Genomic DNA, 19,066 nt, shown 5'->3' on the forward strand with positions numbered 1-19,066 from the left:
CGGCAGGAGCTTTGACAGCTGCTTTTACTACAGGTTTTTTTGGCAGCGCAGGTTCTTTTCCATTCAGCGCGCCAGTGACAGATTTGTTCATACCAACTCCATTTATTAATCAACAATATAAACAATATATATCATTTACGGTTTTTTTGCTTGTCCTAGCGCAAATGCAGAGCGACGCGGGCAAACAAAAGGTCGGGATTGACGGGCTTGCGCAGGAAATCTACAGCGCCTAAAGCGAGCCCCCTGGCCTCGTCCTCGGACTGGCTTTTCGCGGTCAGGAACAGCACCGGAATAGCGCTGCTGTGCGCATCGGCCTTGAGCCGTCGGCAAGTCTCGAAGCCGTCCATGTCCGGCATCATGATGTCGAGCAGGATCAGGTCCACCGGCGAAGCGGCGACGATTTGCAGCGCCGTCGCGCCGCTGGTCGCGACCTTGGTGTTGTACTTGTCCTTCAGCAGATTGGACAGCAGCGTAATATTGTCCGGTGTATCGTCGACGATCAGTATCGTCGGCCGGCTGATTTTTCCGTTCATGGTTTCTCCAGTTCCCGCACGACCGCCGCCAGCAGTTTTCCGGCAGCCTCGAATTCATAATGCATCATATGGTTGGCCAGGCTGGTCATCGTCACCGGCGGCAGCAGCGTCGCCAGCGATGCCTGAACGCTGCCGAAATAATCCACGCTGTCGCCGCTGAAGTCCGCCAGCAGCGCACGCAATTCCGCCAGCGCCAGGTGCGGATCGACCAGGTCCGCATCGGCGCGCGGCGGCAGCGGCGGAATCGCCTTCATCGACACCCCCAGCCAGCGCGACAACACGCTGTACAAGCGCTGCGGATCGAGCGGCTTGGTGATGTAGTCCTGCATGCCCTCCTCCATGCAGCGCGCCTCCACGCCGGCCAGCGCGTGCGAGGTCAACGCGATCACCGGCAGCTCGCTGAAACGGCTGTCCTGGCGCAGCAGGCGCGTGGCTTCGTGGCCGTTCATCACCGGCATGCCCAGGTCCATCAGCACCAGGTCGTAGGTATCGGGATCGGCGGCCTGCAGGCGGTCCAGCGCCTCGCGGCCGTTGGCCACCACGTCGACCACGATGCCCTGCAACTCCAGCAGCTCCACCGTCACATCCTGGTTGTCCGGACTATCCTCGGCCAGCAGCACGCGCGGCGCGCGGCGCGGCGAGGCCTGCAGCATCAGGTCGCCCACCGGTCCCTGGTGCACGGCCGCCTGCACCGCCACCGCCGCCACGTCGGACAGCGCGAACTGAAGCTCGAAGTGGAAACTCGAACCTTGATCCGGCTCGCTCTCGACCTCGATGCGCCCGCCCATCAGCCGCACCAGTTGCTGCGAAATCGACAGTCCCAGGCCGGTGCCGCCGTAGTGCCGCGTGGTCGAGCCATTGGCCTGGCTGAAGGCGTGGAACAACTTCGCCTTCTGCTGCTGCGTCATGCCGATGCCGGTGTCGCGCACCGTGAAGCGCAGCGTGGCCTTGCCTTCCTCGGCGTCGACATAACTGGCTTCGCAGCGCAATTCCAGCTCGCCGTCTGCAGTGAACTTGACCGCGTTATTGGCCAGGTTGACCAGCACCTGGCCCAGGCGCAGCGGGTCGCCCACCAGATAGCGCGGCACCTCGGGCGCGGTCGAGACCAGGTAGCGCAGGCGCTTGTCGGCGGCGCGCTGCGCGGTCACGCTGGAGACGTGGGCCAACACTTCCTCCAGCGCGAACGGGATGGCCTCCACCTCCAGCCGTCCCGCTTCGATCTTCGAGAAATCCAGGATGTCGTTGATGATGCCCAGCAGAGACAAGGCGGCGCGGTGGATCTTGCTGACGTAGTCGTGCTGCTTGGGCGTCATCTCGGTGCGCAGCGCCAGGTAGGCCATGCCGATCACGGCGCTCATCGGCGTGCGGATCTCGTGGCTCATATTGGCCAGGAATTCGGACTTGGCGATATTGGCCGCCTCCGCCGCCACGTTGGCGTTGACCAGCTTTTGCTCGCGCTCGCGGCGGTCGCTGATGTCGCGGATGAAGGCGCAAAACTCGAAGCTGTCCTGCCCCTCCGACTTGACCTGGGTGATCGCCAGCTCGATCGGGAATTCCTCGCCGTTGCGGCGCAGCGCCACCACTTCGATGCGGGCGTCGAGCACCGTGGCGGCGCCGCCGCCGGCCATGTAGCGCTGCATGCCGCGCCGGTGGTCGTAGCGGTAGCGCGCCGGGATGATGGTCTTGTCCAGCGCCAGCCCCAGCGCCTCGTCGCGGCTCCAGCCGAAGATCCGCTCGGCCTGCGCGTTCCAGCCGACGATGCGGCCGGCCAGGTCCATGCGCACCACCGCGTCGAGCGCGGTGTCGAGGATGGTTTGCAGCTTGGCCTGGCTGTCGCCCAGCCGCTGCATGGAGCTGGTCAGCTCCCCGGTGCGGGCGGCGATGCGCAGTTCCAGGTCGCTGTTCAACTCGCGCAACTCCTGCTCGGCGTCGCGCAGCCGGGTCAGGGTGTCGCGGAAGCGCAGCACGGCGCCGGACAGGCGGCCCACCTGGTCCTCGCGGCCAATGCCGGACAGCTTGATGTGGGTCTCGCCGCGCGTCAGTTTTTCCAGCCCGGACTGGATGTCGGCGAACGGCCGCGCCGCGCGCCGCCCGACCACGAAGATCGACAGCACGATGCCCAGCGCCAGCAGCAGGTTGGCCGCCACCGTGTTGTAGATCTGGCGCCGCAGGTCCTGATCGATCTGCTGGCGCGAAAACGCCAGGTCGATCGAGCCGACCGGATAGCTGCGGCGGGCGTCGGTGAAGCTGATGTCGCGATGCACCTTGATCGCCGCCACCGGCTCGCGCAGCGGCGAGACGTAGCTGGCCAGCTCCGCGCCGTTGGGCGCCAGCACCCGCAGCACCAGCACTTCCGGCGTGGCGCCGGAGGCGTCGACCACGCTGGAGACGGCCGCGCTGTTGATGTCGAACAGCGGCCGCGCCAGCGCCTGCGACAGCACCGCCGCCAGCCGTTCGGCGCGTTCGCGGACGTTTTGTTCGGCCTCGCTCCTGAGCGTCTGCATCACGTAGGTGGTGTAGATGGCGGTGGACGCGGCCACCGACACGAAGATGCCAAAGCCCAGCCGCAGCAGGATGTTGCGGCGCCACGCGCTGCGCAGGCGCGCCAGCGGCCCGCCGCCGCCCAGCGCCGGGTTCAGCACCGGATCCAGCGCATCAATGACGCACTCCTTCGGCCGCTTCCAGCTTGCGGTAGGCCGCGCTGTTGCGGGCTTCCTCGATGGCGTGCCAGATGCGCTCCGCCAGCTGCGGCCGCGCCGCCACCATGCCGTGCGAGAGGATCAGGAAGTAGGGTTTTTCGATGATGGGGATGGGCAGCTCCTCCAGCTGCGGCGCCAGCGGCCCGTTCATCAGGCCGTGCGCGTCGCTGCCGCCGATCGCCGCCGCCGCCACCCGGCCGGCGATCACCTTGCGCGCCAGTTCGTCGGCGCGCTGGCTGCCTTCGTCCACTTCGACGTTCTGCGCGCGCAGCACGTCGCCCACCGAATAGCCAAGCTGGAAGCCGATGGCGCCGTCGAGGTTGTGGAAGCTCTTGCCGTCCCATTCGACCTTGCTGCCTTTTTTGCGGACCACGACGTAGCTGTCGATGTGCATGCGTTTGCTGGCGTCGATCTGCTGGCCGCCGGGATACTCGCCCAGCTCGCGCCGGTCCGGCTTGTAGCTGACGGCGAAGGCGCCGTCGACGGCGTTGGCCTTGAGTTCGGCCAGGCAGCGTTTCCACGGAATGCTCTGGTAATCGAAGCGCAGGTCGAGCCGCTGCTCGACCATCTTGAGCAGCGCGAAATTCAGGCCGCCCCCCTGCTCGGTGCGCCACGGCCGCACGTCCTGCTGCTCGAAGCACAGTGTCACGGTTTCCTTCTTGCCGGCGGCGCCGGCAAGCTGCGACACCAGCGACAGCGCCAGCAACGCGCCGGAGCAGCTGCGATAGATGACGTCTTTCGTCATAGCCCTCCCCAGAATTTAGCCGATAGTGCGTATGCTGAAGTCTACCCCAACTTCATCCCACTGCTCCTGTTCCTTCTCCAGCCAGTAGGACAGGGTTGGATGGTCGCCTATCCATTCGCGCCGGATTTCCAGCTCGATGCGGTTCTTCATGCGCAGCTTGATCAGCGTGAAATCGATGTCCATGCGCGAGTGCATGAACAGCACCGCCAGCCGCAACGCCACCACCGCCTTGACGAAGTCCGGCTCCGCCAGCGCGTCGGCCACCTTGCGCAGGTTGCCCTTGTGGGCGGCGATCAGGCGCGCCATGGTCTTCTGCTCGCGCGCCGTGAAGCCCGGCAGGTCGGCGTTCTCGATCATGTAGGCGGCGTGCTTGTGGTAGCCCGTGTGCGACACCACCATGCCCATTTCGTGCAGCAGCGCGCTCCAGTACAGGTGGCGGGTGTACTGGTCGCCCGCCGGCTTGGTCTGCACATACAGGGCCAGCGCGTCGTCGGCCACGCGGTTGGCGCGCCGCTCGTCGCAATGGAACTTGAGCAGGCAGGCCTGCACCGACTGTTCGCGGCGGTCACGCTTGGTCGAACGCAGGTGCAGGTCCCACATCACGCCCATGCGCAGGCCGGCCTCGATCGGCTGCACCACCGGGATATCCAGCTCGCGTACCAGGCCGATGAGGATGGCCAGGCCGCCGATGATGGTGCCGGCGCGGTCCGGGCGCAGGCCCGCCATCTCGATCCGGCTGACGTGGCCGAATTCGATGAAGCGCTGTTTGAGCGCGTTGAGCGTGTCGATATTGACTTCGCGGCCGATGCCGTTCTTGACGATGATGTCGGCGATGGTGCGGGCGGTGCCGGAGGAGCCGTAGCACTGCTTCCAGAACTGCGGATGGTAGGGCGGCGCCGCGTCCTCGAAATGGCTGCGCGCCGACAGGATGGCCGCTTCGTACGAGGCGGCGTCGACCCGGCCGCCGATGAAGAACGACAGGCTTTGCTTGACCGTGCCGACGCTGAACGACTCGACCCGCTCGATTTCCTGGCCGCGCCCCAGTATCAACTCGGTGGAACCGCCGCCGATGTCGATCACCAGCCGCCGTTCGCCCGGCGTGGCCAGCGCGCTGGCCACGCCCATGTAGATCAGGCGCCCCTCCTCCTCGCCGGAGATGACCTCGATCGGATAGCCGATCGCCAGTTCGGCTTCGGGCAGGAAAGCGGCGGCATTGCGCGCCACCCGCATGGCCGACGTGGCCACCACGCGCACGCCATCGAGCTTGTAGGCGGCCAGCACGGCGCGGAAGTTTTTCAGGCAGGCCAGCGCGGTCTGCATGGCGACGGGCGTCAGATTGCCCTTGTCATCCAGGCCGGCGGCCAGGCGGATCGGCTCGCGCACGGATTTCAGCACGCGGATCGCCTCCCCGTCATGCTTGCCGATGTGGAGGCGAAAACTGTTGGAACCCAGATCTACTGCTGCGTACATATTTGGAAGCCTCTCTCGGCAAACGGCAACGAAGGCTCGCGGGTGAATCAAACTAAACGATTTACATGATTATAATCACGATAAGCGCAGTTTGTTACCGGCTGATGACAGTGGTGTAGCAATTCAGGCTTCCAGCGCGCCGGCGCCGGCCTGCGCCTCGACCACGCGGTTGCGGCCGGCCTGCTTGGCCAGCTGCAGCGCCTCGTCGGCGCGCTTGAACAGGCTGACGGTGGTGTCGTCGGCGCGGATGGTGGTCACGCCCAGGCTGGCGGTCATGTTGATGACGGCTTTTTCCGCCTTCACCGGCTGCGCGGCGACGGCGTTGCGGATACGCTCGGCCACCGTCAGCGCATCCTCCAGCGAGGTGCGCGGCAGCTGGATGGCGAACTCGGCGCCGCCCAGGCGGCCCATCAGGTCGCTGTCGCGCAGCTGTTTTTTGCAGACGTCGACCATGGCCTTGAGCACCAGGTCGCCCACCGGATGGCCGTAGTTGTCGTTGACGCGCTTGAAATGGTCCAGGTTCAGGATGATCAGCGAGGTCGGCATGCCGGGCCGGCGCGCCAGCGCGATCCACGGCGTCAGCGTCTGGTAGAAGCCGCGCCGGTTGGGGACGTCGGTCAGGGCGTCGACCACTTCCAGCCGCGCCAGCTCGCCCTGTTGCTGCTCGCGGGTCAGCAGCAGATAGCCGAAGGCGTTGCTCAGCATCATCAGGTACAGCGCGCCTATGCCCACGCCCTGGATGATGGCCGGGCTGACCCAGCCCCAGCCGTCCGGCAGCAGCGCCGTCAGCAGGCCGCGCGCCATCACGGCCAGCGCCAGCAGCAGCGAGGACAGCACCAGGTAGCGCCGCAGCAGGGTGCCGGCGCTCCAACCCCGGCCCAGCGCGGCGGCGCCGGCGATGAAGAAGAAACCGATGATCAGCGAGGCGATGGCGATGCGTTCGGCGGCCGGCAGGTCCAGCAGCCAGGCGCCGGTGAACACGCCGATCGCCGCGCCCAGCGCCGGCAGCAGGTAGCGCCGCCACACGCGGCGGCCGGCCTGCTCCCACAAGGCCGAGGCGTCCAGCGCGAAGCCGGCGAACAGCAAGGCGTTGGCGACGGGGATGGTGAGGAAGTCAGGCAGGGTGCCGCGCAGGAACAGCAGGCCCCAGGCCACGGCCTGCAACTGCTTGGCCATGCCCCAGGTGGCGGCGGCCGGCGGCTGGCCGTCGCGGCGCCGTTGCTGCTCAAAAAAGAACAGCGCCGCGCACAGGCTCAGATTGCCCAGCGCCAGCGCCAGTACCAAAGTTTTTATATCCATGACCTGGGGCGGGTCAGACCTCGTGCTCGACGTTGGTGCTGCCGTCGCCCATCTTGCTGGCCCAGGCCTGCGAGAAATAGGCTTTTTCGTCGTCGGTCGGGGCGTCGTGCCAGAACACGATCAGCGTGCCCTTGTGATCGTGCAGCTGGCTGACTTTTTCGATAAAGGCCGGCTTGCCGGCCATGTCCGCCAACGCCACCACGTAGCCGTAGACGCGCAGCAGACGCTCCATGCGGTCAGGTTCGGTGAAGCTGTTGGTGGCGGTAAGCGTTGGGTGGTCTAAAAACATCGTCTCTGTCTCCATGGGGGCCGCCGGAGGGGCTGGCCTGTGCTATCGCCAATGTACCTACAAATGTTGCTTCTGTAAATGCAATGTGGCTTACTGGCCGGCATGCTACTATAAATTGACCTTGCAAATCCACAATATGACCGTCCCCCCGCCCTCCCACCTGCCGCAAGTGCATACGCGCGGCGACAAGCGCTCGCTCGAATTCCAGCCCGGCATGGTCCAGAGCGAGATGCGGCTGTCCCGGCCGGACGACCTGGTGCTCAGCTATGCGCGCGCGATGATGTGTTTCGTGCTGTTCCAGCCGAAGCCGGAGCACATCGTCATGGTCGGGCTGGGCGGCGGCTCGCTGGCCAAGTTCTGCTACCGCTACCTGCCGCACAGCCGCATCACCGTGCTGGAGCTGCGCGCCGACGTGATCGCGCTGCGCGAGCAGTTCGCCATCCCGCGCGACAATGCGCGTTTCCGCATCGTCCAGGCCGACGCCACCGAGTACATGGCCGGCCTGGCCGGCGCCGCCGACGTGCTGCTGGTGGACGGCTTCGACGCCGAGGGCCTGCCGCCGGCGCTGGGCAGCGCCGCCTTCTACGCCGACTGCCGCCGCGCGCTGCGGCCCGGCGGCGTGATGGTGGCCAATATCTTCAGCTACGATCCGCAGTACGGCCCCATGCTGCGGCGCCTGCGCGAGACCTTCCAGGGCCGCATCTGCTGGTTCCGCGGCATCGCCGGCAACAACCGCATCCTGTTCGCGGTCAAGGGCGGCAAGCCGTCGCCGGCGCTGGCCATGCAGCAGCGGGTGGCGCGCAGCCACGGCCTCGGCTTCGCGCTGTTCAACCGCCTGCTGGCGCACTGGATCGTGCTGCGCCTGCGCTGGAACCCCGCACTGCCAAGCGGGGGCAGGTCCCGATAGGGAACTGCGGGGCGCAGCCCCTGCCCGGCCCCTGGGTCTGACCCCTAAGTGACGCGGCAGGCTTATCGCTGAAGCATGCCGGGTTGAAAAGAGCTATTTTTTGGCCGGCAGGCCGCGCACCGCCACCACTTCGATCTCCACCAGCGCCTTCGGCACCACCAGCGCCGCCACCTGCACCGTGGCACGGGCCGGCTTGTTGGGCTGGGCCGCCGTGCCGAAGTACTCCTTGTAGGCCTCGTTCATGCCGGCGAAATCCAGCTTGCCGGCGGCGTCCGCCACCAGGTAGACCCGCATTTGCACCACGTCGCCCATGCCCAGGCCCTGCTCGCGCAGCGTGGCTTCGAACTGCCTGAGCACGTCGGCCGTCTGCGCCCTGGTGTCGCCGTCAAACGACTTGGCCAGTTTGCCCGAGACGTACAGCGTGTCGCCGGCCCACACGGCGCTGGCGATGCCGCTGTCGGCGCTTTGCAGGTGCTGGACCTTGAGCTGGGCGGCGGCCGGCAACGCAATCAGGGCGGCCAGCAGCAGTGGAACGGAGGCGGTCAATTTCATGTTCATCCTTTCAGGGGAAAATCAGGCGCGCACCCGCGCCGCCAGTTGCTCGATCACGTGGTGGGCCGACAGCACGGCGCCCTCCTGCCACGAACTGAGATAGCCCAGGTACTCGCCGGCAAAGTAGATCGGGCCGTCCGGCTGTTGCAGCAGCTGGTAGACCGTGTCGTACTGTTCCGGCTTCCATTCGGCCCAGGAGCCCAGGCTGTACGGCACCTTGGGCCAGGCGACGTTGATACCGTCGCGCACCATGCGGCGGTAGCCGGGATGGATCGCCTCGCCCGCCGCCAGCGCCTTCTCGATGCGCTCGGCCAGCGGGTACTGCCCCATGTCGTCGCCGGGAAAGGCGCCGAAGCAGTAGGAGCCGACCAGCACGCCGTCGGCCTGGCCGATGCCGTGCGAAGGATAGAGGATTTGCGTGACGTCGCGGCTGGTCCACGACAGGCCGCCGTAGATGCCGTCGTCCTGTTCCCAGAAGCGGCGCGGCGCGTAGAACGCGGTCTTGGCCGAGCGCGCATAGTCGACCTCGGCGATGGCTTGCTGGTAGGCCGGCGCGAAATCGTTGGGGATGTCGCGCAACACCGACAGCGGCAAGGTGCAGATCACATAATCGCTGTCGATGACGGTGCGGGCGCCGCCGTGATGGCAGACCACGCGCGCGCCCTGCGCCGTCTTGCGGATTTCGTCGACCACCGTGTCGTAGCGGATCACATGCCCTACCCGTTTGGCGAACGCCATCGGAAAGCGGTCCATGCCGCCCACCGGCTGCAGCATGGTGCCGGCCTGGTCGAAGTCTTCGGCGAAGGACGCCTTGAACTGCCAGAAGTCGGCCCGCAGCAGCTCGTCCAGCGGCAGCGGCGCGCGCACCGCGCCGTGCGGCCGGCCCGGCGCCGGCGTGGCGCTGTAGCCGCTGCGTGCGCTGCCGGCGTAGCGGCCGTCGCGCTGCAAATCGCCGAAGCTGGCGATGGCGCCGAGCAAGCGCTCGCGGTCTTGCCGGCTCAGTTCCTGGTCCAGCTTGCCGGTGGAGACGGCCTTGCCCAGCAGCTCGCCGAAATAGCCGTGCGTGTCGCCCAGCACCTGGCGCGCCTGCACCGGCTTGCCGCCGAAGGCGCCGTCGTCCTGCAGCAAGGCGGCGCGGTCGTCGTTCATCATGATTTCCAGCGGCACGCCGAACTCGCGGCAATAGCCCAGCACCGCGCGGTGGTGGTGCGAGATGCGCGCCGGGCCGGGATTGAGGTAGAGGTGCGGCGCCTTGGGCCAGCGCGCCTGCTGCACGCCGTCGCTCTGCTCGAAGCGCTCGCCGCCGCGGATGGTCCAGCTGCGCCCGCCGGGCCGGTGGCGCGCCTCCAGCACCGTGCAGGCGAAACCGGCCTTGCCCAGCTGGTAGGCCGCCGTCAGGCCGGCCACGCCGGCGCCGAGGATGGTGACGCGCTTGCCCTTGCCCAGTCCGCCGGGCAGCACCGGCGGCCCTTGATAGGCCAGGTCCTCGCCCCAGGCCAGGCTGGCGCAGCCGAGCGCCTCGAGCGCGGCAAACGCCGCCGCGGCGCCGCCGCTACGGGCGATCTGCGCCAGAAAGCTGCGGCGGGTGACGACATGAGCGGGTTTCATGGCCGGTGCTCCTCCAAGGCTGGGGAGATGGCAATATAACATCAATTCCGTCCCGGAACGTGGCTTGCATAAGACAATCCCACTAGTGCCAACAGTCCAAATATCTGTCGCAAAAGCATGACTTATGACACACTAGATTCATCCACACGTCCTGCCGTTCCCACCCAGAAAGCGCCGCATGCCGCTGCTCTCCAAGTCACCGCCGTTTTCGCTGGCCGCGACGCTGACACTGGTCACCGGGATGGCGGTCACCGGCCTGCTGTTCGTGGCGGTCAGCGCGCTGGAGTACGGCAAGATGGAGCTCAGTTTCCAGCAGCGCGCGCAGGTGCGGGCTGCCGCCATCCGCCGTGGCCTGGACGATACGCTGGAACTGGTCACCATCCTCAACGACCTGGTCAAATCGGTGGGCCCGGTCAGCCGCGAGCAGTTCGGCGACTTCACCCGGCCGCTGCTGGCGCGTTATCCTTTTGTGCAAGCTTTCAACTATCACCGCGTACTGAACGACGACGAGGCGCGCCGTTATGCGGCCGCACTGCAGGACCGTTATCCCGGCTACACCATGTTCGACGGCCGCCACCTGCCGCTGTCGTCGCGCCCGCAGCATGTGATCGTCGACTATCTGGAACCGATGGCGGGCAACGAGGCGGCGTTCGGGCTGGACGTGATGTCGCTGGGGCCGATGTCCAACGTCATCAACCAGGCGGTGGCAGCGGGCGCCATCATGGCCACGCCGCTGCTGCGGCTGGAACAGGAGCGCGGCAACCAGAAAGGCTTCGTGCTGCTGATGCCGGTCTACCGTCCCGGCGCGCAAACGGCCACGGCGGCGCAGCGGCGCGCGGCCTGGATCGGCAACACCGGCGCCGTCATCCGCTCCACCGACCTGATCCACAAGATCCTGTACGCCGCCGACCTGCTGGACGACGCCTCGCTGGTGGTGCGGGTCTACGTCGGCGACGACGTCCGGCCGGACAACCTGATCTACAGCCTCGGCCAGCAAGGCCAGCAGACGGTGGCCGCCAAGCCCTTGCAGCGCTGGCTGGCCTTCGACTACCACGACCTCTACACCCGCACCTTCAGCGCGGCCGGCAAGGCCTGGCACGTGCAGGTGACGCCGCTGCCCCGGCCCTTCCTGGCCAGCCACCTGGGTTCGCTGTCGACCTTGATCGGCGGCCTGCTGTTTTCGCTGCTGACGGCGGCCTTCGTCAACTCGCTGGCGCGCCGCTCGGTGCGGGTGCAGCGGCTGGTCGACGAGCGCACCCGCGCCCTGCAACTGAGCAACGAACGCCTGAATGAAGACGTCGCCGCCCGCAAGCGCACCGAGGAAGCCTTGCAGGAAAGCGAGCTGCGCTTCCGCCGCCTGCTGGCGCTGTCGTCGGACTGGTATTGGGAGCAGGATGAAGAGTTCCGCTTCACCAGCATCACCGGCGGCTTCTTCGACAAGGGCAAGCAGGACCCGGACGCCTTCATCGGCAAGACGCGCTGGGAGCACCATCCCGAAATGTTACAGGCGCGCTGGGGACAGGACCATATCGCGCTGCTGGAGGCCCACCTGCCCTTCCTCAACTTCGACTACGCGCTGCCCGGCACCGACGGCCAGCTGCACTGGTTCAGCATCAGCGGCGAGCCGCTGTTCGACAAGGATGGCGCGTTCAAGGGCTATCGCGGCACCGGCACCGACATCACCGAGCGCAAGCTGTCCGAGCAGCGCATCCACCACATCGCCCACCACGACGTGCTGACCGGCCTGCCCAATCGCGTGCTGCTGCAAGACCGGCTGACGCAGGCGGCCGCCTTCGCCAACCGCAGCGGCAATCCGCTGTGGGTCATGCTGATCGACCTCGACCGCTTCAAGTTCGTCAACGACAGCCTGGGCCACAAGGCCGGCGACCTGCTGCTCAAGACCGTGGCCCAGCGCCTGCAGGACAGCGTACGCGAGAGCGATACCGTGGCGCGCCTGTCCGGCGACGAATTCGTCGCCATCCTGACCGAGTATCCGGACGAGGCGCTGTCGCTGGACGTCACACAGCGCATCATGCGGGCGGTGGCGCAGCCGGTGCTGCTGGAGGGGAAGGAATTTTTCGTCACCTGCTCGATCGGCGTGGCGGTCTACGACCCGGACGGCACGCCGGCGCAGCGGCTGATCGAGCATGCGGACATCGCCATGTACCGCGCCAAGAAGCTGGGCCGCAACAACACGCAGTTCTACCAGCCGGCCATGAACGAGGAGGCGCTGGAGCGGGTGCGCATCGAGACGGCGCTGCGCAGCGCGCTGGAGCGCGACGAGTTTGTGCTGCACTACCAGCCGCAGGTGGACCTGCGCAGCGGCCGCGTCGTCGGTATGGAGGCGCTGATACGCTGGCAGCATCCCGAGCTGGGCATGGTGGCGCCCTACCGCTTCATCGGCCTGGCCGAGGAGACCGGCCTGATCGTGCCGATCGGCGCCTGGGTGCTGGCCACCGCCTGCGCGCAGGCCAAGGCCTGGCAGGATGCGGGGCATGGGCCGCTGCGCGTCGCGGTCAACCTGTCGCCGCGCCAGTTCAGCGAGCCGAACCTGCTGGCGTCGATCGCGGAGGTGCTTGAGCAGACCGGCTTGCCGCCGTCCTGCCTGGATATCGAGCTGACCGAGGGACTGTTCATGCACGACGTGGCGCTGGCGGTGGAGTTGCTGCACAAGCTCAAGGCGCTGGGGCTGGCCCTGTCGATCGACGATTTCGGCACGGGGTATTCGAGCTTCTCCTACCTGCGCAAGTTCCCGATCGACGTGCTGAAGATAGACCGCTCCTTCGTCAGCGACATCGGCGCCGACGACGAGGCGGCTATCGTCGTGTCCATCATCGCGCTGGCCCACAACCTCAAGCTGCGGGTGATCGCGGAAGGCGTGGAGAGCGAGGTGCAGCTGGACTATTTGCGGCGCAACGGCTGCGATGAAATCCAGGGCTATTACTTCAGCCAGCCGGTGCCGGTGGCGGCGTTCGAGCAGATGCTGGTCGAGGGCAAGAACCTGAAACCGGGATCGACACTGGAAAACCTGTTGGGGATAGCACGAAGCTAATAAAACAGCGCGCCATCCCGAATTTCACGGCGACTTTTATCGTTAGATATTTGCCATACCTGAAACCGACCGTTCACCTAGCGTCGAAATTTCCTTCTTGTACATAGCGCCCGCGCGATGCCAAGGTACTAGCTTGGGTCCAACGAACTGCCCCTATAAACTGTTCTCTTCCGATACCTTCATCGAATGCCAATGCAAAACTTAGCGCCACTTGCTCTAGGTCCGCGTCTCCCAAACTAGCTGGCGTTACGGTTGGAAATGCAGAATAGGTAGGCCAGAGGCGAGTGAGTCCTAGCGATTCCGCGCAGCGCGCCGCCTTTATCCATAAACTGCCCGCCATGTTGCCCATTGTTTTGTCCGCGAGTCCAAAGACTAAAAAGACCAACTTCCCTATCGTAACGACGAGGATAAAACTATTTTTTACTACTGGATCCTTCACGATGCGAACCAACGTTTCTTCCACATCAAGGAAATTCATATAAAATCCGCGATACCAACTTGCCATCGACTCCGTTCCATGAAATGGGGCGATCCACACACTCAAATTTTCGAACGGCAAACGAGTAGTATGAAATTTTAGGCGCTGCTCGGAACTAATTGCGGCCAATTCAGGGTGCACGAACTGACGAGTCATTACAAACGAGGAAATCCAACTCGCAATGAGTTGCCTATTTTTATCTGAAACCCACCACTGCTCACCATTTAACAGCGGTTTCATGACCGCTGACACAGCATCCTGCAGAGCGCTACCCAACTCGTTATTGCAGGCTTTGCATAAAATGGCAAGCTTGGCATTCGCGTGGCCATGTTCAGACGCTCTTTCAGACCTATTGTCGATTCTTGTCCTGACAAAACGCTGATCGGTCCAAAGGAAACTATCGGTAAATTCTTGGGTATCATGGATATGGCGACCGATCCATGCCGCAAAGATGTGCTCTCCCGTTAACTCACCATATTTTCCGCACTCTACGCACTCACCATATGGACGGACATCTTTTTTGATTTTTTCCATTTTACTCTCGACTACTTTATAAACAGACTAACGCCAGTCTATCTGCTTGTGGCGCTGGGAAGAGAGAGGCTGCACGAGTGAAAAGCGCTGGGACGGTCACTCGTGTCGTCGATCAACACCGTCGGCATGGGCCATTCGAGTTTTTCGTACCTACACAAGTTCCCGATCTCAGGCGGACAGCGCCGATGGCTATGGCGACTTCCAAGCAAATGTTTATCAAAGGCTGGATTCTGTACGCCGCGCCCGTGACCGCATAACGTACAGAAGGTACAGCTATTCTTCATGCAGGTCGATTTCGGCGCGCTCCTTCTCGCTCATGCCCAGCCAACGCTTGTGCAGCATGCGCTCCAGCGGCTGCCCGAGGAAAAACAGCAGCAGCACCAGGATCAGGCCGATGCCGGCGATTTGCCACGCGCCCATGCCGCAGATGATGCCGATGCCGGCCGTCACCCAGATCGACGCGGCGGTGGTCAGGCCTTTGATCTTCGACGTCTCATGATGGAACACGATCACGCCGGCGCCAAGGAAACCGATGCCGGTGATGACGCCCTGGATGGCACGGCTCAGCGCATCATGGCTGAATTCGCCCGAGACCGACGCGAACTCCATGCTGGCCGTGGTGACCAGCGCCGCGCCCAGCGCGACCAGGCCCAGCGTTTTCATGCCGGTGGGCTTGCCGCGCAGGTTGCGTTCAAGGCCGATCACGCAACCGAACAGCATCGCGATCACCAGCCGGCCGGCCACGCTCCAATAGTCAATCATGCTATGCCTGCTCCGAATCCTTCTGCTTGCGGCGCCGCTTCTTGGGCGCCAGCATGGTGCCGCTGCAGCCCGGCGCGCCGCAGCGGCAGGCGAAGGAGCGCTTGATGGCCGGCGTGTGGCGGCCATCGTAGATCAGCGGATAGGAATAGCTGAGCTCCTCGCCTCGCTTGATATCGTGCAGCGCATAAATGTAGATGCGCCCCTCGTCCTCGATGGCCTGGCAGTTGGGCTCGCACGAGTGGTTGATGTAGCGCGCCTCGTTGCCCTGGTCGCCGCCGTCGATGACGTTGCCGTTGGCCAGGCTGAAGAAGAAGGTGTGGTTGTGCGGCATGTCCTGCTCGGCCGCGCGTTCCAGCGCCACCGACCACGGAATCTCGCGGCCGGTGTATTCGATCACGCATTCGCTGACCGCGATATCGCGGTTGGCGAACACGCCCCGGCCATGCACCGGCGAGATCCTGACCACATAGGCCAGTTGGTCGGACAATTCCGCAGGACTTTCCAGGACGTTTTCAGTGAGCATAAGTACGGGTAAGGTTAAGTGGGGTCGCCGCCAGGCGGCTTGAAAAGGTCTTCCAGGTCGGCGCGGCTGGTGGGCTTGCGCACCACGTCGCGCCGGCCGGCGAATTCATCCTCGATATGATCGCGGTAATAGCTCCACGCGGCCGCCGAGGTCGACAGCTTGCGCCACACCTCGTTGCCCACGCCAGAATAATCGATGGCGCGGCCGTCGTCGAACTCTACCCGCAGCATGCGGTCGCGCGCATCGTACCCGATGGCGCGCAGCTTGCCGGCATTGATGCGTTTCATTTCCATACAGCCTCCTCAGGCCTTGCGAGCTCCATGCAGCATTTGACGGGCCTGCTTGCGCAGCAGGGCCTGGTCCCAGCGCTGTTTCTGCTCTTCGGTTTCCGGCGCCAGCGGCGGCACCTCGACCGGTTTGCGGCTTTCGTCCACCGCCACCATCGTAAAGTAGCAGCTATTGGCGTGTCGCACCAGCCGCTGTTGGATATTTTCCGTCACCACCCGGATGCCGACCTCCATCGAGGTGCGGCCGGTGTAGTTAATCGACGCCAGGAAAGTCACCAGCTCGCCCACATGGATCGGTTGCAGGAACATCACCTGGTCCACCGACAGCGTCACCACATAGCTGCCCGAATAGCGGCTGGCGCAGGCGTAGGCCACGCTGTCCAGGTATTTGAGGATGGTGCCCCCGTGGACGTTGCCGGAGAAATTGGCCATGTCCGGGGTCATCAGGACGGTCATGCTCAGTTCATGGGCGGTCCAGCTCATCGGTTTTTCCATTGCATACTCCCTAGTTGTTTTCTCCATGCTATCCGCTAAGCTTGTCATTCGCAAATAGTTATCAAAAACAACTAACTTTATCGTATGCTTTGCGCTTTGCGATCACAAGGAGCACTCATGAAATGGAAAGTCCTGGCCGCCGGCATCATGCTCGGCGCGGCCGCCACAGCCCAGGCCGTTACGGCCGACGAGGTGCACACCTTCACGCTGGCCAACGGCATGAAGTTCATCGTGCTGGAGTCGCACACCATCCCCAACGCCAATATGTACACGTTCTGGAAGGTCGGTTCGCGCAATGAGGCGCCCGGCATCACCGGCCTGTCGCACTTCTTCGAGCACATGATGTTCAACGGCTCGAAAAACTTCGGCCCGAAAATGTTCGACCGCACCATGGAAGCCCGGGGCGGCTCCAACAACGCCTACACCAGCAACGACCTGACGGTGTACCAGGACTGGTTCCCGGCCTCGTCGCTGGAGACCATCTTCACATTGGAAAGCGACCGCATCGCCCACCTGACGATCGACCCGAAAATGGTCGCCAGCGAGCGCGGCGTGGTGCTGTCCGAGCGCAGCACCGGCCTGGAGAACTCCAACATCCGCGCGCTGCGCGAGGAAATCAACGGCGTCGCCTTCCAGGCCCACCCGTACTCGTGGCCGGTGATCGGCCATGAGTCCGACATCAAGGCCTGGACCCAGGACGACCTGCAGCGCTACTTCACCACCTACTACGCGCCCAACAACGCGGTGTCGGTGATCGTCGGCGACGTCAAGACCGACGACGTCAGGAAGCTGGCCACCAAGTACTTCGGCGGCATCCCCAAGCGCGCGCTGCCGCCGGCGGTGCGCACCGTCGAGCCTGAACAGAAAGGCGAACGCCGCGTGTTCGTCGCCAAGGAATCGGCCACCTCGGCCAACCTGGTGGTGGCCTACAAGGTCCCGGCCGCCAACAGCGCCGACTACTACGCGCTGGAAGTGCTGCAAAGCATACTGGGCGACGGCAAGACCTCGCGCCTGTACAAGACGCTGGTCGAGCAGCAACTGGCCACCCAGGTCGGCGCCAGCAGCATGGACGGCTTCGATCCCGGCCTGCTCTATCTGTCGGCCGTGGCCACCGCCAAGACCGAACCGGCGCAGCTGGAGAAAGCCCTGCTGGCCGAAGTCGACAACGTCGTCAAGAACGGCGTGACCGCCGACGAGCTGCAAAAGGTCAAGAACCAGAAGCTGCTCAACCTGTACCGCGAGCAGGAAACCATCAACGGCAAGGCCCAGCAGCTGGGCAACTATGAGGTGTTCTTCGGCGACTACAAGAAAATGTTCGTCGCCCCGGCCGCCTACGAAAAACTGACGACCGCCGATATCCAGGCCGTCGCCGCCAAATACCTGAAAAAATCGCAGCGCACCGTCGGCGTGCTGGCTGCGAAGGAGGATTGACTACATGAGCATCAAAGCAACCGTAATGGCCGCCGCCGTGCTGGCCGCAGTCGGCGCCGCGCCGCTGGCCGGCGCCGCTGATTTTCGCCTGCCGGCGTTCGACACCGTCACCCTGTCCAACGGCCTGACCGTGTACCTGATGGAGCGCCATGAAGTGCCGCTGATCTCGGTGCGCGCCGTGGTCAAGGCCGGCGCCGTCAACGACGCCAAACAGCCCGGCCTGTCCAACCTGACCGGCGACGCCCTGCTGCTGGGCAGTAAAGCCCACAACAAGACCGCCATCGACCAGGCCTTCGACTTCCGCGGCGCCCGCCTGGCCGGCGGCGCCGGCACCGAGGCCAGCACCGTGCAAGCCAACTTCGCCCGCGCCGACAGCGCCGCGCTGCTGCCGCTGTTTGCCGAGATCATCCAGCAGCCGAGCTTCGACGAGGCCGAGCTGACCAAGCTGCGCGACCGCAAGGTCAACGGCCTGAAGCAGGCCAAGGAAGCGCCGCGCAACGTGGTCGGCAACTACTACCGCGCCATGCTGTTCGGCGAGGCGCCGTATGCGATCCCGGCCAGCGGCACGGTCAGCAGCGTGAGCGCGCTCAAGCAGGGCGACGTGCAGGGCTACTACCAGCACTACTACCGTCCGGACAACGCCGCCATCATCGTGGTCGGCGATTTCCAGGCGGCCGAGATGCGCCAGCAGATCGAGTCCTTGTTCGGCGCATGGCAGGCCAGCGGCCCGGCGCTGCCGCAGCAGGACAACGGCAAGGTGCAGGCCGACAAGGCGCGCGTGTGGCTGGTCAACAAGCCGGACGCGATCGAGACCACCTTCCTGATCGGCGGCGTCGGCATCGCCCGCAACGATCCGGATTATGTGCCGCTGCAAGTGCTCAACACCATCGTCGGCGGCCGCTTCACCTCGTGGCTCAACGACGAGCTGCGCGTCAACTCGGGCCTGACTTACGGCGCCCGCAGCGAGTTCGCCACCCTGTCGCAGACCGGCACCTTCGCCATCTCCAGCTTCACCGCGCTGCCCAAGACCGAGGCGGCGCTGGCGTTGGCGCACAAGACCTACCAGCGTCTGTGGGACAAGGGCATCGACAAGGCGACGCTGGAATCGGCCAAGGCTTACGTCAAGGGCCAGTTCCCGCCGCGCTACGAGACCAGCGAGCAGCTGGCCGGGTTGTTGGGTGATATGTACGCGTCCAAGGTCGGCCGCGAGCAGATCGACAACTTCATGAAGGATGTCGACAGCCTGACGCCGGAACGCGCCAAGGCGCTGGTGGACAAGCACTTCCCGCGCAACAACTTGCAGACGGTGCTGGTGGGGAAAGCCGACGCCATCCGCGAGATCGCCAAGACCTACGGTGAAGTGACCGAGCTGCAAATCAGCGCGGACGGTTTCCAGCCCTGA

General features: G+C 64.8%; 17 protein-coding genes. 4 read left to right on the forward strand and 13 right to left on the reverse strand.

Going from position 1 to position 19,066, the window contains the following annotated elements:
• Positions 1-155 precede the first annotated feature (155 nt).
• From RUGAMON1_RS11655 to RUGAMON1_RS11680, 6 genes are all read right to left on the reverse strand, one after another.
• Positions 156-533: a response regulator gene (locus RUGAMON1_RS11655; protein WP_445230660.1), complete on the reverse strand. Its 378-nt coding sequence runs from the start codon at positions 531-533 to the stop codon at positions 156-158.
• Complete coding sequence (locus tag RUGAMON1_RS11660) at positions 530-3,175, reverse strand: ATP-binding protein (RefSeq protein ID WP_445230661.1); 2,646 nt, start codon at positions 3,173-3,175, stop codon at positions 530-532. Before RUGAMON1_RS11660 ends, RUGAMON1_RS11655 begins: the two co-directional genes overlap by 4 nt.
• Before the next feature lie 13 nt (positions 3,176-3,188).
• On the reverse strand, positions 3,189-3,977 hold the full coding sequence (locus RUGAMON1_RS11665) for a substrate-binding periplasmic protein (protein ID WP_445230662.1): 789 nt from the start codon (positions 3,975-3,977) through the stop codon (positions 3,189-3,191).
• Positions 3,978-3,992: 15 nt separating this feature from the next.
• Positions 3,993-5,447: a Ppx/GppA phosphatase family protein gene (locus tag RUGAMON1_RS11670; RefSeq protein WP_445230663.1), complete on the reverse strand. Its 1,455-nt coding sequence runs from the start codon at positions 5,445-5,447 to the stop codon at positions 3,993-3,995.
• Between the two features lie 123 nt (positions 5,448-5,570).
• On the reverse strand, positions 5,571-6,746 hold the full coding sequence (locus tag RUGAMON1_RS11675) for a GGDEF domain-containing protein (protein WP_445230664.1): 1,176 nt from the start codon (positions 6,744-6,746) through the stop codon (positions 5,571-5,573).
• A gap of 13 nt (positions 6,747-6,759) precedes the next feature.
• Positions 6,760-7,035, reverse strand: coding sequence for a hypothetical protein (locus RUGAMON1_RS11680; protein ID WP_020705967.1), 276 nt, complete (start codon positions 7,033-7,035; stop codon positions 6,760-6,762).
• 136 nt (positions 7,036-7,171) lie between these two features.
• Between RUGAMON1_RS11680 and RUGAMON1_RS11685 the strand changes: the two genes are divergently transcribed.
• On the forward strand, positions 7,172-7,942 hold the full coding sequence (locus tag RUGAMON1_RS11685) for a spermine/spermidine synthase domain-containing protein (protein ID WP_445230665.1): 771 nt from the start codon (positions 7,172-7,174) through the stop codon (positions 7,940-7,942).
• A gap of 93 nt (positions 7,943-8,035) precedes the next feature.
• Here the strand turns inward: RUGAMON1_RS11685 and RUGAMON1_RS11690 are convergent, their stop codons facing one another.
• Both RUGAMON1_RS11690 and RUGAMON1_RS11695 read right to left on the reverse strand, forming a co-directional pair.
• Positions 8,036-8,494: a Rid family hydrolase gene (locus tag RUGAMON1_RS11690; RefSeq protein ID WP_445230666.1), complete on the reverse strand. Its 459-nt coding sequence runs from the start codon at positions 8,492-8,494 to the stop codon at positions 8,036-8,038.
• A 21-nt stretch (positions 8,495-8,515) separates the two neighbouring features.
• A complete protein-coding gene (locus RUGAMON1_RS11695) occupies positions 8,516-10,102 on the reverse strand; it encodes a flavin monoamine oxidase family protein (protein ID WP_445230667.1) in 1,587 nt (528 codons plus the stop codon).
• Between the two features lie 178 nt (positions 10,103-10,280).
• On the opposite strand from RUGAMON1_RS11695, the gene RUGAMON1_RS11700 reads away from it, so the two are divergent.
• Positions 10,281-13,154: a bifunctional diguanylate cyclase/phosphodiesterase gene (locus RUGAMON1_RS11700; protein WP_445230668.1), complete on the forward strand. Its 2,874-nt coding sequence runs from the start codon at positions 10,281-10,283 to the stop codon at positions 13,152-13,154.
• Positions 13,155-13,227: 73 nt separating this feature from the next.
• On the opposite strand, the gene RUGAMON1_RS11705 is transcribed toward RUGAMON1_RS11700, so the two are convergent.
• The 5 genes from RUGAMON1_RS11705 to RUGAMON1_RS11725 form a co-directional block, all read right to left on the reverse strand.
• Entirely contained in the window at positions 13,228-14,166 is a 939-nt protein-coding gene (locus tag RUGAMON1_RS11705) for a hypothetical protein (RefSeq protein ID WP_445230669.1), read from the reverse strand.
• Between the two features lie 273 nt (positions 14,167-14,439).
• On the reverse strand, positions 14,440-14,928 hold the full coding sequence (locus RUGAMON1_RS11710; RefSeq protein ID WP_445230670.1) for an MgtC/SapB family protein: 489 nt from the start codon (positions 14,926-14,928) through the stop codon (positions 14,440-14,442).
• 1 nt (position 14,929) lies between these two features.
• Positions 14,930-15,451, reverse strand: a complete 522-nt coding sequence (locus tag RUGAMON1_RS11715; protein WP_445230671.1) for an SET domain-containing protein — start codon at positions 15,449-15,451, stop codon at positions 14,930-14,932.
• Between the two features lie 14 nt (positions 15,452-15,465).
• Positions 15,466-15,744 (reverse strand): KTSC domain-containing protein, encoded by a 279-nt coding sequence (locus tag RUGAMON1_RS11720; protein ID WP_445230672.1) that lies wholly within the window; start codon positions 15,742-15,744, stop codon positions 15,466-15,468.
• A 9-nt stretch (positions 15,745-15,753) separates the two neighbouring features.
• Positions 15,754-16,221 carry an acyl-CoA thioesterase gene (locus tag RUGAMON1_RS11725; RefSeq protein ID WP_445230673.1) on the reverse strand — a complete coding sequence of 156 codons (468 nt, stop codon included), beginning with the start codon at positions 16,219-16,221 and terminating at the stop codon, positions 15,754-15,756.
• Positions 16,222-16,350: 129 nt separating this feature from the next.
• On the opposite strand from RUGAMON1_RS11725, the gene RUGAMON1_RS11730 reads away from it, so the two are divergent.
• Positions 16,351-17,664 carry a M16 family metallopeptidase gene (locus RUGAMON1_RS11730; protein WP_445230674.1) on the forward strand — a complete coding sequence of 438 codons (1,314 nt, stop codon included), beginning with the start codon at positions 16,351-16,353 and terminating at the stop codon, positions 17,662-17,664.
• Between the two features lie 4 nt (positions 17,665-17,668).
• Positions 17,669-19,066 (forward strand): M16 family metallopeptidase, encoded by a 1,398-nt coding sequence (locus RUGAMON1_RS11735; protein WP_445230675.1) that lies wholly within the window; start codon positions 17,669-17,671, stop codon positions 19,064-19,066.

Source organism: Duganella rhizosphaerae, from assembly GCF_040364205.1.
Classification (GTDB): domain Bacteria; phylum Pseudomonadota; class Gammaproteobacteria; order Burkholderiales; family Burkholderiaceae_D; genus Rugamonas; species Rugamonas rhizosphaerae.